This is a genomic window from Streptomyces sp. CNQ329 (assembly GCF_000482585.1).
The window spans coordinates 50,615-63,101 of the sequence record NZ_AXVU01000031.1 but is presented as its reverse complement, the minus strand read 5'-3'; the positions used below and the strand labels follow the sequence as shown (position 1 = coordinate 63,101).

The 12,487-nt window shown below is 74.7% G+C and carries 12 protein-coding genes; 1 reads left to right on the top strand and 11 read right to left on the bottom strand.

Annotated features, from left to right (window positions below; translation table 11 throughout):
* Nucleotides 1–28 precede the first annotated feature (28 nt).
* The 4 genes from I003_RS0120845 to bldG all read right to left on the bottom strand — a co-directional run bounded on the left by I003_RS0120845 (nucleotide 29) and on the right by bldG (nucleotide 4,729).
* Nucleotides 29–592 (bottom strand): hypothetical protein, encoded by a 564-nt coding sequence (locus I003_RS0120845; protein ID WP_027773281.1) that lies wholly within the window; start codon nucleotides 590–592, stop codon nucleotides 29–31.
* Nucleotides 593–804: 212 nt separating this feature from the next.
* Nucleotides 805–3,204, bottom strand: a complete 2,400-nt coding sequence (locus tag I003_RS0120840; protein WP_027773280.1) for a sodium-translocating pyrophosphatase — start codon at nucleotides 3,202–3,204, stop codon at nucleotides 805–807.
* 582 nt (nucleotides 3,205–3,786) lie between these two features.
* The gene (locus I003_RS0120835; protein WP_027773279.1) at nucleotides 3,787–4,266 is read right to left on the bottom strand and encodes an ATP-binding protein; all 480 of its coding nucleotides are present in this window, start codon (nucleotides 4,264–4,266) and stop codon (nucleotides 3,787–3,789) included.
* Nucleotides 4,267–4,387: 121 nt separating this feature from the next.
* Complete coding sequence (gene bldG / locus I003_RS0120830) at nucleotides 4,388–4,729, bottom strand: anti-sigma factor antagonist BldG (protein ID WP_018835875.1); 342 nt, start codon at nucleotides 4,727–4,729, stop codon at nucleotides 4,388–4,390.
* A 157-nt stretch (nucleotides 4,730–4,886) separates the two neighbouring features.
* On the opposite strand from bldG, the gene I003_RS32765 reads away from it, so the two are divergent.
* Nucleotides 4,887–7,478, top strand: a complete 2,592-nt coding sequence (locus I003_RS32765; RefSeq protein WP_051368363.1) for a DEAD/DEAH box helicase — start codon at nucleotides 4,887–4,889, stop codon at nucleotides 7,476–7,478.
* Between the two features lie 89 nt (nucleotides 7,479–7,567).
* Here the strand turns inward: I003_RS32765 and I003_RS0120820 are convergent, their stop codons facing one another.
* Genes I003_RS0120820 through I003_RS0120790 form a run of 7 tightly spaced genes read right to left on the bottom strand, consistent with a single transcriptional unit; the run spans nucleotide 7,568 to nucleotide 12,394 of the window.
* Nucleotides 7,568–8,554, bottom strand: a complete 987-nt coding sequence (locus I003_RS0120820; protein WP_027773278.1) for an aldo/keto reductase — start codon at nucleotides 8,552–8,554, stop codon at nucleotides 7,568–7,570.
* A gap of 54 nt (nucleotides 8,555–8,608) precedes the next feature.
* Entirely contained in the window at nucleotides 8,609–8,983 is a 375-nt protein-coding gene (locus tag I003_RS0120815) for an Rv3654c family TadE-like protein (RefSeq protein WP_078564226.1), read from the bottom strand.
* Entirely contained in the window at nucleotides 8,961–9,302 is a 342-nt protein-coding gene (locus tag I003_RS0120810) for a TadE family type IV pilus minor pilin (protein ID WP_051368362.1), read from the bottom strand. The genes I003_RS0120815 and I003_RS0120810 overlap by 23 nt, the downstream gene beginning before the upstream one ends.
* 52 nt (nucleotides 9,303–9,354) lie before the next feature.
* On the bottom strand, nucleotides 9,355–9,555 hold the full coding sequence (locus I003_RS0120805; RefSeq protein ID WP_051368361.1) for a DUF4244 domain-containing protein: 201 nt from the start codon (nucleotides 9,553–9,555) through the stop codon (nucleotides 9,355–9,357).
* Nucleotides 9,556–9,592: 37 nt separating this feature from the next.
* The gene (locus I003_RS0120800) at nucleotides 9,593–10,414 is read right to left on the bottom strand and encodes a type II secretion system F family protein (RefSeq protein WP_027773274.1); all 822 of its coding nucleotides are present in this window, start codon (nucleotides 10,412–10,414) and stop codon (nucleotides 9,593–9,595) included.
* A complete protein-coding gene (locus tag I003_RS0120795) occupies nucleotides 10,398–11,252 on the bottom strand; it encodes a type II secretion system F family protein (protein WP_051368360.1) in 855 nt (284 codons plus the stop codon). The genes I003_RS0120800 and I003_RS0120795 overlap by 17 nt, the downstream gene beginning before the upstream one ends.
* Entirely contained in the window at nucleotides 11,249–12,394 is a 1,146-nt protein-coding gene (locus I003_RS0120790) for a TadA family conjugal transfer-associated ATPase (protein ID WP_037721316.1), read from the bottom strand. The genes I003_RS0120795 and I003_RS0120790 overlap by 4 nt, the downstream gene beginning before the upstream one ends.
* Nucleotides 12,395–12,487: the final 93 nt, after the last annotated feature.

The following is a 12,487-nucleotide window of genomic DNA, read 5'->3' as shown; positions in this document are numbered from 1 at the left end:
CCCCCGCCGACCGGTCCGCCGCGGGCGGCTACGCCTTCTGCGACGGCTTGGCCTTCGACTTCTGGCAGCCCTCCTGCTCGGCCAGCGCCTCGCCGACCTCGCCCGCCTGCAGCTTGTTCAGCGCCTCGTCGCCGCTCTTGCTGATCTTGTCCGCCTCGCCCGCCAGCTCCCGCAGGCCCTCCGCGAACGCCGCCTGGTCCTTGGTGTCCAGGTCCTCCACCTGCTTCTGCAGGTCCGCGTACGCCGCGGCCACCCGCTGCAGCTCGGTCACGGCCCCGCCGTGGGTGTTCTTGCCGTCGTCGACGGGCGGCGCGCCCACCTTGTTCACGGCCTTGCTCATCGCGGTGTACGCCTCGGAGATCTCGCCGAACGCCTGGGCGTCCGCCTCCTGCACCTTCTGCGGGTCCTTCTCCGTCGTCGCCTCGCTGATGGCGACGTTGGCCTGGTCCCGCTTCTGCAGCTCCGGCTGGATCCGGTCGCAGAGCGAGCCCGCCCACTTCTGGACCTCCGCGCCGTTGTCCTCGCTGCAGCCGCTCGCCGCAAGCAGCGTGACGGCGGCACCGGCCAGGGCGGCGGCAAGCTTCTTGTTCACCGGATCATCCCTTCGAGACTGAGACACCCGGAACATACACCGGCACCCCGCCGGTACGACGAATCGCCGTGGCCGCACGCCGCGTCGTGCGCCATTTGCCACGACAGTCACACCAATAACGCTGGCCACAACGGTCCGTGGGAACACCACACCCCGCCGGCCGGGAGCGGTCGCGCCTCCCGGCCGGCGGGGTGTGGGTGCCGTATCCGGTCTCAGCCGTTGACCACCGCCGGGTCGGTCGAGGACGCCGGCGCCGCACCGGCGGACGACGTGGTCTCCGGCTCCTCGTCCACCGCGATGCCCCGGCGCTTGGAGATGTACACGGCGCCGGCGATGATCGCGATGGCCGCGACGGCGATGACGACCCGTACGCCGATGTTGGAGTCGTCGCCGTACGAGAACTTCACCACCGCCGGCGCGATCAGCAGCGCCACCAGGTTCATCACCTTCAGCAGCGGGTTGATCGCCGGGCCCGCGGTGTCCTTGAACGGGTCGCCGACGGTGTCGCCGATCACCGTGGCGGCGTGGGCCTCACTGCCCTTGCCGCCGTGGTGGCCGTCCTCGACGAGCTTCTTGGCGTTGTCCCAGGCGCCGCCCGAGTTGGCCAGGAAGACCGCCATCAGCACGCCCGCGCCGATGGCGCCGGCGAGGAACGAGGCCAGCGCGCCGACACCGAGCGTGAAGCCGACCGCGATCGGCGCCATGACGGCGAGCAGACCGGGCGTACGCAGCTCGCGCAGCGCGTCCCGGGTGCAGATGTCGACGACCTTGCCGTACTCCGGCTTCTCCGAGTAGTCCATGATCCCCGGGCGCTCGCGGAACTGCCGGCGCACCTCGAAGACCACCGCGCCCGCGGAGCGCGACACGGCGTTGATCGCCAGGCCGGAGAAGAGGAAGACGACCGCGGCGCCGAGGATGAGTCCGACGAGGTTGTTCGGCTGCCCGATGTCCAGGCTGAGGCCCAGCGGGTTGCCGACGTTGGTCGCTTCGCTCACGGCCTGGTCCACCGCGTCCCGGTACGAGCCGAAGAGCGCCGCCGCCGCGAGGACCGCGGTGGCGATGGCGATGCCCTTGGTGATGGCCTTGGTCGTGTTGCCGACCGCGTCCAGGTCGGTGAGGACCTGGGCGCCCTCGCCCTCGACGTCGCCGGACATCTCGGCGATGCCCTGGGCGTTGTCGGAGACCGGGCCGAAGGTGTCCATCGCGACGATGACGCCGACGGTGGTCAGCAGGCCGGTGCCGGCCAGGGCGACCGCGAAGAGCGCCAGCATGACGGACGTGCCGCCGAGCAGGAACGCGCCGTAGACGCTGAGGCCGATGAGGACCGCGGTGTAGACGGCGGACTCCAGACCGATGGAGATGCCGGAGAGCACCACGGTGGCGGGGCCGGTCAGCGAGGTCTTGCCGATGTCCCGTACGGGACGGCGGTTGGTCTCGGTGAAGTAGCCCGTGAGCTGCTGGATGACCGCCGCGAGCACGATGCCGATGGCGACCGCGACGAGCGCGAGCACCTGCGGGTTGCCGTCGTGCTCGGCGATGCCCGCGCCGACGCCGTCGAGGTCCGCGTACGACGAGGGGAGGTACGCGAAGACGGCGACGACCACCATCACCAGGGAGATCACCGCGGAGATGAAGAAGCCGCGGTTGATGGCGGTCATGCCGCTGCGGTCGCTGGCCTTGGGCGCCACGACGAACACGCCGATCATGGCGGTGACGACCCCGATCGCGGGGACGATCAGCGGGAAGGCGAGGCCCGCGTCGCCCAGGGCGACCTTGCCCAGGATGAGCGCGGCCACCAGGGTGACGGCGTACGACTCGAAGAGGTCGGCGGCCATGCCGGCGCAGTCCCCGACGTTGTCGCCGACGTTGTCGGCGATGGTGGCGGCGTTGCGCGGGTCGTCCTCGGGGATGCCCTGCTCGACCTTGCCGACCAGGTCGGCGCCGACGTCGGCGGCCTTGGTGAAGATGCCGCCGCCGACACGCATGAACATCGCGATCAGCGCGGCGCCGAGGCCGAAGCCCTCCAGCACCTTGGGCGCGTCGGCCGCGTAGACGAGCACGACGCTGCACGCGCCGAGCAGGCCGAGGCCGACAGTGAACATGCCGACGACGCCGCCCGTGCGGAACGCGAGCTTGGTCGCCTCGTGGCTCACCGCGGTGAGGTCCTTGGCGGGCTCGCCCTCGCGCGGGGTGGCGGCGCGCGCGGCGGCTGCCACGCGCACGTTGCTGCGGACCGCGAGCCACATGCCGATGTAGCCGGTCGCCGCCGAGAAGGCGGCTCCCACCAGGAAGAAGATCGAGCGCCCGGAGCGCTCCGACCAGTCATCGGCGGGCAGCAGGAAGAGCAGGAAGAACACCACGACGGCGAAGATGCCGATCGTGCGCAACTGGCGGGCCAGATAGGCGTTGGCGCCTTCCTGTACCGCCGCCGCGATCTTCTTCATGTTGTCCGTGCCCTCGCCGGCGGCGAGTACCTGACGGAGCAGCACCACTGCGAGCCCGAGGGCGGCTAGCGCGACCACGGCGATGATCGCCACGATGGCACGGTTGCCGCTGGTGAGTTCCACGGCCAGTAGGTGGTCCTGCTGTAGTGGGGTGAAATGCCCCGCCATTCGTCCTCCTTGACGTACGGCACATGGGCGCGCGGCAGCCCCGACTGCGTGTATGGGCGGTCGGGGTTTGGGCGGCCGCAGCGCTCAGGCGTCCTGAGCTGCAAGTTGTGGACGGATTCTAGGGAGCGGAACTAGATCAAAACAGAGCGTCCCCGGGGGAATTCGGCTCCGACAACGATCAACGCGTCGAGGAACCTCTGCCAATTCGCTCGAAAGAGGGACGCGGGAACGGCGGGGCAATGCCGGGAAAATGATCTACGAACATGAAGAAAGCGCTGCTCAGAAGCGCATTGATCTTGAAATGCCCGGGTCAAGAGGGGGGTCGGAGGAGGCCCGGGGGGTGACGGGAGGGGCGGACGGGCCGCCGTGCCCGGCGGTGCGGGTCGGGCCGGCCCGTACGCGCGTCGGGAACGCCGCAGCCGGATCGGGTCGGTCAGGGGTACGCCAGGCCGGCGGTCGTGCGCGAGGCGCGCTGCGCGTGCGTCAGATCCGCCGTAAGAGGGGCCGGTGGCCAGTGAGCGCCGGATCGGCCATGCGTGCGTCAGAGCCCGCCGTACGGCCCTCAGACAGGCCGTGCGCGCGTCAGGAGCCCGAGGGGGCGGGGGCGGCCGGCCAGCTCATCCGGATCGTGCCGCCGGCCTCGCCCGCGGTGACCTCGACGTCGTCGACCAGCCCGCTGATGACCGCGAGGCCCATCTCGTCGTCTATGCCGGATTCGCTCCCGCCCAGGCCGCCCGTGCTCCCGTCGCCGTCCGGATCCGGGTGGGTCTCGGCCGTGCTGCGGGCCGCGGGCACGTGACCGGGGGCCACCGTCGGCGCGTCGTCGCCGACCTCGATGGAGAACTTCTTCTCCTCCTCGGTGAGCACCACCCGCACCGGCCCCGAAAGCCCGTTGTGCTGGTGCAGCCCCACGGCGCGCAGGCACGCCTCGCCGACGGCGAGACGCACCTCGTCGAGCACCGCCTCGTCCACACCCGCCCTGCGCGCGACCGCGGCCGCCACCAGGCGGGCCGTGCGGACATGCTCGGGAAGAGCACTGAAGCGCAATTCAACGGTGGGCATGCCATCCCCTTCACGTCATCCCACGCCATCCCGTATCGCCACGGGAAGCATCCGTACCGGAGCCAGCCCGCGGAGGGACCCGGCGCGTGGCCCGGTCCCTCCGCCTGCACGGCGTCCTGTGTCAGTCCTTCGCGGCGACGGCTTCGTCGACCGAGGTGTGGATGGGGAACACCTTGGTCAGGCCCGTGATACGGAAGATCTTCAGAATGCGCTCCTGGTTGCAGACCAGGCGCAGCGAGCCCTCGTGCGCCCGGACCCGCTTCAGTCCGCCGACGAGGACGCCCAGGCCGGTGGAGTCGAGGAAGTCGACCCGCTCCATGTCGACGACCAGGTGGTAGCTGCCGTCGTTGACCAGCTCGACCAACTGCTCGCGCAGCTTGGGGGCGGTATACACATCAATCTCGCCACCGACTTCGACGACCGTGCGGTCGCCCACGGTACGAGTCGACAGGGACAGGTCCACGGATCCTCCAGCACCTTTCGCGAGCGGCTGCCCCGGGCGTCCCCCGCCGTCCGGCCGGAGACGGATCGGCATCCGCCATGGCATTCAATCACTTACCCCCGGGCGTGCACGACGCCTTAGGGGCATTGTCCGTCGCATCGGTGACACACTCGTGCCGATGGACGCGAACGAGTGGGGGGACGCGGACGGGCCCGGAGCAGCCCCCGCGCCCGACGGCACCCGGCCGGGACCCCGGCCCGGCTCGCGGTCCGGCGCACCGCACGTCACACCGGCGGAACCGGCGGACGGCGCACTCCCCGGCGCGGCGGACCGCACGGCGGCGGAGGGCGCCGGAAACGGTCCGGCGCACGTCACGCCCCGCACCGCCCTGGGCCGGCTCGCCGCCCGGGACGACCGTGCCGCTCGCATCACTCATACGGAGCACCTGCCCCCGCGCGCCGGACGCCATGCCGATTGGCCTGCGGGCATCCGGCCGGAAGTGGCCGGCGCCATCGAGGCGGCCGGGATCGAGCGGCCGTGGGCGCATCAGGCGCGGATGGCGGCACACGCCCTCGCGGGCGAGTCGGTGATCGCCGCCACCGGCACGGCGTCGGGCAAGTCACTCGCCTATCTGGCGCCCGTCCTCAGCGCGGCGCTCGACGGCTCCGAGGCCCCCAACGGCCGGGGGGCCACGGCCCTGTACGTGGCGCCGACGAAGGCGCTGGCCGCGGACCAGTTGCGCGCGGTCAAGGCGCTGGCCGCCCCGCTCGGCAAAGCCGTGCGCCCGGCCGTCTACGACGGCGACACGCCCGCCGAGGAACGCGAGTGGGTGCGTCTTTACGCCAACCTCGTCCTCACCAACCCCGACATGCTGCACCGCGGCATACTCCCGGCCCACTCCCGGTGGTCCTCCTTCCTGCGCGCCCTGCGCTACGTCGTCATCGACGAGTGCCACACCTACCGCGGCGTCTTCGGCTCCCACGTCGCCCAGGTCGTACGGCGGCTGCGCCGGCTCTGCGCCCGCTACGGCGCCGACCCCGTCTTCCTCCTCGCCTCCGCCACGGCCGCCGAGCCGGGGCTGTCGGCGGAGCGGCTGACCGGGCGGGTCGTGGCGGAGGTCACGGACGACGCGTCGCCGCGCGGGGAGGTCGCGTTCGCCCTGTGGGAGCCGCCGCTGACGGAGCTGCACGGCGAGCGGGGCGCACCGGTGCGGCGCACGGCCACGGCGGAGTGCGCGGAACTGCTGACGGACCTGGCGGTCGCGGACGTACGGACCGTCGCCTTCGTCCGCTCCCGGCGCGGCGCGGAGCTGGTCGCGATGATCGCCCAGGACCGGCTGGCGGCCGTCGACAGGGCACTGGCGGACCGGGTCGCCGCCTACCGCGGCGGCTATCTGGCGGACGAGCGGCGGGCCCTGGAGGCCGCGCTGCACTCCGGCGAGCTGCTGGGGCTGGCCGCGACGTCCGCGCTGGAACTGGGCGTGGACGTCTCGGGGCTGGACGCCGTGCTGATCGCCGGCTACCCGGGCACGCGGGCCTCGCTCTGGCAGCAGGCCGGGCGCGCGGGGCGGTCCGGGCAGGGCGCGCTGGCGGTGCTGGTCGCACGGGACGACCCGCTGGACACGTACCTGGTGCACCACCCGGAGGCGCTCTTCCGCCGGCCGGTGGAGTCCACGGTGCTGGACCCCGACAACCCGTACGTACTCGCCCCGCACCTGTGCGCCGCCGCCGCCGAACTGCCGCTGACCGACGCCGACTTCACCGGCGACACCGCCTGCTTCGGCGCCGGGGCCGCCGGGCTGCTGCCGCAGCTCGCCGACCGCGGGCATTTGCGCCGCCGCGGCGCCGGACCCGGGGCCGCCTGGCACTGGACCCGGCGGGAACGCGCCTGCGACCTCACCGACATCCGCGGCGGCGGCGGCCGTCCCGTCGACGTCGTCGAGGACGGCACCGGCCGCCTGCTCGGCACCGTCGACGCCGCGGCCTCCCACACCACCGTCCACGAGGGCGCCGTCCACCTCCACCAGGGCCGGACCTATGTGGTCCGCACCCTGGACCTGGAGGACAACGTGGCGCTCGTGGAACGCGCCGACCCCCCGTACACCACCGTCGCCCGCGACACCACCTCCGTCTCCGTGCTGGAGACCGAGCGCGAGATCCCGTGGGGCGACGCCCGGCTGTGCTTCGGGTCGGTCGAGGTCACCAACCACGTGGTCTCCTTCCTGCGCCGACGGCTGATCACCGGCGAGATCATGGGCGAGACGAAACTCGACCTGCCGCCGCGGACGCTGCGCACCCGCGCCGTCTGGTGGACCGTCACCGACGACCAACTGGACGCCGCGGACATCGCCCAGGAGCAGTTGGGCGGCGCCCTGCATGCCGCGGAGCACGCCGCCATCGGCATGCTGCCGCTCTTCGCCACGTGCGACCGCTGGGACATCGGCGGCGTCTCCGTCCCCCTGCACGGCGACACCCTGCTGCCGACGGTCTTCGTCTACGACGGCCACCCCGGCGGCGCGGGATTCGCCGAACGCGCCTTCGGCGTCGCCCACGACTGGCTCAGCGCGACCCGCTCGGCGATCGCCGCCTGCGAGTGCGAGAGCGGCTGCCCGTCCTGCGTCCAGTCCCCGAAGTGCGGCAACGGCAACGACCCCCTGGACAAGGCGGCGGCGCTGCGGCTGCTGACGACGCTGCTGAGGGAGGCGGAGCCGGGCCCGGCGCGGGAGCCGGAGCCGGAGTCCACTGCGGCGGTGGGGACGGCCGAAGGCTGACCGGCCGCACCCGCCTCCGGCGTCCCGTCCTCGTGCACCGGGGTGTCCGGGCCCCGGGCCCTACCGGGCGGTGCCCCGCTCCCCGGGGATCAGCCGGCGGCGTCGAGGCGGGCGCGCTGCTCCTCGCTCAGCTCCAGATCCACCGCGGCCAGGCTCTCGTCCAGTTGCGCCACGGACGAGGCACCGACCAGCGGTATCACCGGCACGTCCCCGCCGATCAGCCAGGACAGCACCACCTGGTTGACCGTCGCACCGGCCTCCTTCGCCACCGCGCGCAGTGCCTCCAGCCGCGCCGGCGTCCCCGGGTGGTCCAGCTCGTGCCCGAGCGGCTTGTCCGCGCGGACGTAGCCGCCGGCGAGCAGCGGGGAGTACGCGACGAGCGTGAGACCGGGGTTGTGGCGCAGGTAGCTGAGCAGCGCGCCGTCCGCGCCGCCGGGGGAGCCGTCCGGGTCCAGCTCGCTGGGCAGGTCGGTCCTGCGGCGCAGGTAGGTGTGGTGGTACTGCAGCAGCTCGTAGCCGGCGAGGCCGGACGCTGCCGCATGGGCACGGGCCCGCTCCACCCGCCAGACCCACTGGTTGCTCACGCCCAGCAGCCCGACGGTGCCCTCCGCGACGAGCGCGCCGAACGCCTCGACGGTCTCCTCCTGCGGCACGGTCATGTCGTCGATGTGTGCGTACAGGATGTCCAGCTTCTCCACCCCGAGCCGCTGCCGGCTCTCTTCGGAGGACTGCCGGATCACCCGCGCCGACAGGCCCTCGGCGTTGTCGACGTACGAGGTGCCGGGCGCGAGCGGCCGGGCGCCGAGCTTGGTCGCGATGACCACCTCGTCCCCGATCCCCCGGCTGCGCCGCCACCGCCCGAGCAGGCTCTCGCTCTCGCCGCCCTGCCGGCCGTTGACCCAGAACGCGTAGTTGTCCGAGGTGTCGACGAACGTGCCGCCGGCTTCGACGTAGCGGTCGAGAATCGCGAACGAGGTCTCCTCGTCGGTCGCGGTGCCGAACAGCATCGCGCCGAGGCTGAGCACGCTGACCTCGCGGCGGCGCTGCGGGTCGGCACCGATCGTGCGGTACTTCATGCGGAGTCCTTTCGTGTGTCTGCCGAAACCGGAGTCTGAGGGCTGGAGCGCGCTCTACCGCAACCCCGGCGGGGAATTTGAACCGACCGGCGACGGCGGGCCGGCGCGAGCGCGGACCTCGGCGGTGAAGCGGCCGGTACGCGCCGCCGCCACCACGTCCGCGACCTCCCCGGACACCGCGCACCGCGACAGGCGGGCGCCCTGCGCCGCCACCACCCGGCGGGCCGCGGCGCACGCCGCCGCCTCGCCGAGCAGCGCCCGGTCCGCCGCCGCCAGGGCGGCCAGGTCGGCCGCCCCGCCGGCGCGGTGGCGGGAGTGCACAGCCTGCCCCAGGCCCAGCGCGGCGGCGAACACCGCGCACAGCGCGAAGCACGCCAGCGCCGACCACACGGTCGCCCCGCCCCGGTCATCGAACGGTCTCTTCCTCAAGGGCGACCGCCTCCCCTCCGAGCTCCAGGGACAACGACCCCGGCCCGGGCGCCGCCGCCCGTACCCGGACGCGCACCAGATCGCCGTCCCGCGCCACCGCCACGTCCGCCCGCCGGGGAGCCGCCGCCAGGGCGGCCCCGCGTACGTCGGCGGAGGACTCGCCCCGGGCGGCGGCCCGCGCGCCCGCACGGGCGGCGTCCACGCACTGGATCTGCGCGGCGGCGGCCATCAGCGCCCAGACGAGCCCGAGAGCGAGGAACACCAGCGCCGGTACGGCCACCGCCGCCTCCGCGGTGACGAACCCCGTATCCGCCCGCATCCGGCGGGCCCGCGGGCCGGCGTCCGCATCCGGCCGCGGGCCGGCGTCCGGGTCAGAACGGAACGTCCAGCGCGCGTTCCACCACCGACTGCAGCGCACCGCTGACCGCATCGCTCGTCACCACCTTGTACAAGATCGCCGCGAACGCGACCGCGGCGATCGTGCCCACCGCGTACTCGGACGTCGTCATCCCCGCGTCCCCGCCGAGCCTCCGTGCGCACGCGCGCACCCTCCGAACGAACCTGCCGGCCATCTCGACCCCCGTGTCTCCGTATCCGTATCCGTGTCCGTCATGCACTGCCGCCCAGCAACTGCGCCGCCAGGCCCATCACCACCGGCGCCACCCCGACCGCCAGGAACGCGGGCAGGAAGCACAGCCCCAGCGGGCCGGCCACCCTGACGCCCGCCCGGCGGGCGCGGGCCGCCGCCGCACGTGTCTCCTCCGCCCGGCACTCGGCGGCCAGCCGGGAGACCGCGTCGACCACCGGTACGCCCGCATGGCCCGCCTGCTCCAGCCAGCCGGCCAGGCGTTCCCCGCCCGGGAGTTCCGCAAGGGGTCCCCAGGCCGCGTGCGGGGCGGCGCCGAGGCGCAGCTCGGCCGCGCCCTGCGCCAGCCGCGAGCCGACCGGGCCGCCCAGCGAGCGGCCCACCTCCGCGGCGGCTTCCCGCGGCTCCGCGCCGGCGGCGAGGCAGGCGGCGAGGAGGTCGGCCGCCAGCGCGAGGTCGGGCCCGGTCCGTATGCCGGCGTCGCGTCGTGCGACGGTGGCGGTCCGGCGCTGCCACCGCCGTATGCCGTACGCGGCGGCGAGTCCCGCCACCGCGCCGACCGCCCCGCCGACGAAGATGAGGACCGCCACGCCCGCCAGCAGGCCCGGTCCCCACCGGGTCACCGGGCCCCGGAGCCGCGCCACGGCCGGCAGCCGCCGGGCGCCGGGCCACCCGGACGGCTCCGGCCGCGCGGGCGGCGCGACGGGACCCGGCACGGCGGGGAGCCGGCGCCGCGCGGCACGTGCGCGCCAGGAGGAGAGGGCCGCATCCGCCGCACAGAACGCGGCGGCCAGGACGGAAAACGTTGTCCACAGGCTGTGGATGAACTCAGCGCGCATGGGCACCCCGCACGATCCGGCCCACCCAGGCCAGCCCCGCCCACTCCAGCAGACCGCCCACGACCAGGCAGACCAGCCCCGCCGGCGTGTGCAGCAGCACCCGCAGCGGCGCGGCGCCGAGCGCCGAGCCCATCAGCAGCCCGAAGCCGGGCAGCAGGGCCAGCAGCAGGGCCGTCGCCCGCGGGCCCGCCAACTGGGCCTGCAACTCGTCCCGTCCGTCCCGCTGCGCGCGCAACGCCGCCGCCACCCGGTCCAGTCCGTCCGCGAGACCTGCGCCGCCGCCCGCGGCCACCTGCCAGCACGCGGCGACGCCCGCCAGTCCCTGCGCCCCGGGCGCGCCGGCCGCCGCGCGCAGGGCGCCCGGCACGTCACCGCCGAACCGCGTGGCGGCCAGCACCTCCGGCCCGCCCGCAGGACCGCCGGGTGCAGCGGCGAGCAGCGCCTCGGCGGGCTGCCGGCCGGCCCGCAGCCCGCCCGCCACCGCCGCGCACAGCTCGACCACGGCCGCCGCCCGGCGCGCCTCCACCCCACGGCGCTCCCGGGCGCGCAGCCGCCGCCCGACGAGCGGCACCGCCGCCGCCCCCGCGAGCAACGGCAGCCACGACGCACCCAGCAGCGCCACCGCGCCACCGGCCGGCAGGCACCACACCTCGCGCCGCCCGGCCCACGTCCGTACGACCCCGGCGACCCGCCGGGGCCCCTGGCGCACCGCACTCACCGGCGCCCCCAGCAGCGCCCGGGCGCGCCGCACCGCGGGCCTCCGCCCGCCGCCGAGCACCACGGCCGCCCCCGCGCACAGGGCCGCTCCGCACACCGGCACCACCGCCGTGACCTCCCCGCTCACTCCGCTCCCCCGCCCCGCTCCAACAGCCGCTCCAGCCGCGGCCACCCGGCCCGCCGCGCGAACCCCGCGGCCGTCCACACCACCGCGGGCACCGCGGTCACCAGCCCCGCGCCGTCCCGCTCCAGGACGTGGACCTCCGCGATACGCCGCCGCCCCCGCCGGTCGCGCACCAGGTGGAGCAGCACCGACACCGCCGCCGCCAACTGGCTGTGCAGAGCGGGCCGGTCGAGGCCCGCGACCGCCCCCAGCGCCTCAAGCCGCGCGGGCACGTCGCCCGCCGCGTTCGCGTGGACGGTGCCCGAGCCGCCCTCGTGGCCCGTGTTGAGCGCGGCCAGGAGATCGACGACCTCGCGGCCCCGCACCTCGCCCACGACCAGTCGGTCGGGGCGCATCCGCAGCGCCTGCCGCACGAGGTCCTGCAGCGTCACCTCGCCGACGCCCTCCTGGTTGGCGGGTCGGGCTTCGAGGCGTACGACGTGGGGGTGATCCGGCCGCAACTCGGCCGACTCCTCCGCCAGCACGATCCGCTCGTCCCGCCGCACCAGCGACAGCAATGCGCTCAGCAGCGTCGTCTTGCCGCTGCCCGTCCCGCCACTGACCAGGAACGACAGCCGGGCGTCGAGGAGTCCGCGCAGGAGTCCCTCGCCGCCCGGCGGCACCGTCCCGGCGGCGGCAAGCTCCGCGAGTCCGAACGCCCGCCGCCGCACCACGCGCAGCGACAGACAGGCCGACCCCACCGCCACCGGCGGCAGGACCGCGTGCAGCCGCGTGCCGTCGGGCAACCGGGCGTCGACCCAGGGACGGGCGTCGTCGAGCCGCCGCCCCGCGACGGCGGCAAGTCGCTGCGCCAGACGCCGTACGGCATCGGCGTCCGCGAACCGCACGTCGACCCGCTCCAGACCGCACCCCCGGTCCACCCAGACCTCGTCAGGCGCGGTGACAAGCACGTCGGTGACGTCCGGCCGGGCCAGCAGAGGCTCCAGCGGCCCGCTGCCGATCATCTCCGAACGCAGCGCGCCCACGATGGCCAGCACCTCGGTGTCGCCGAGCAGCCGCCCCTCCCGCCGCAGCGCGGCGGCCACCCCGGCGGGCGTCGGCTCCCCGCCGCTCTCGGCCAGCCGCCGGCGCACGGCCTCCACCAACTGCCCCGACACGACAGGGGTTTCCCCGTCACCGCCGGCGGCCCCTCCGGACGGGAGCGCATCCTCGGCTACGGGCCCCGGCGGGTCCGCGTC

Excerpts from the sequence above, each read along its gene's own strand:
- I003_RS0120840 (WP_027773280.1), bottom strand. The coding sequence starts at position 3,204 with ATGGCGGGGCATTTCACCCCACTACAGCAGGACCACCTACTGGCCGTG.
- I003_RS0120835 (WP_027773279.1), bottom strand. The coding sequence starts at position 4,266 with ATGCCCACCGTTGAATTGCGCTTCAGTGCTCTTCCCGAGCATGTCCGC.
- I003_RS32765 (WP_051368363.1), top strand. The coding sequence starts at position 4,887 with ATGGACGCGAACGAGTGGGGGGACGCGGACGGGCCCGGAGCAGCCCCC.
- I003_RS0120820 (WP_027773278.1), bottom strand. The coding sequence starts at position 8,554 with ATGAAGTACCGCACGATCGGTGCCGACCCGCAGCGCCGCCGCGAGGTC.
- I003_RS0120810 (WP_051368362.1), bottom strand. The coding sequence starts at position 9,302 with ATGCGGGCGGATACGGGGTTCGTCACCGCGGAGGCGGCGGTGGCCGTA.
- I003_RS0120805 (WP_051368361.1), bottom strand. The coding sequence starts at position 9,555 with ATGGCCGGCAGGTTCGTTCGGAGGGTGCGCGCGTGCGCACGGAGGCTC.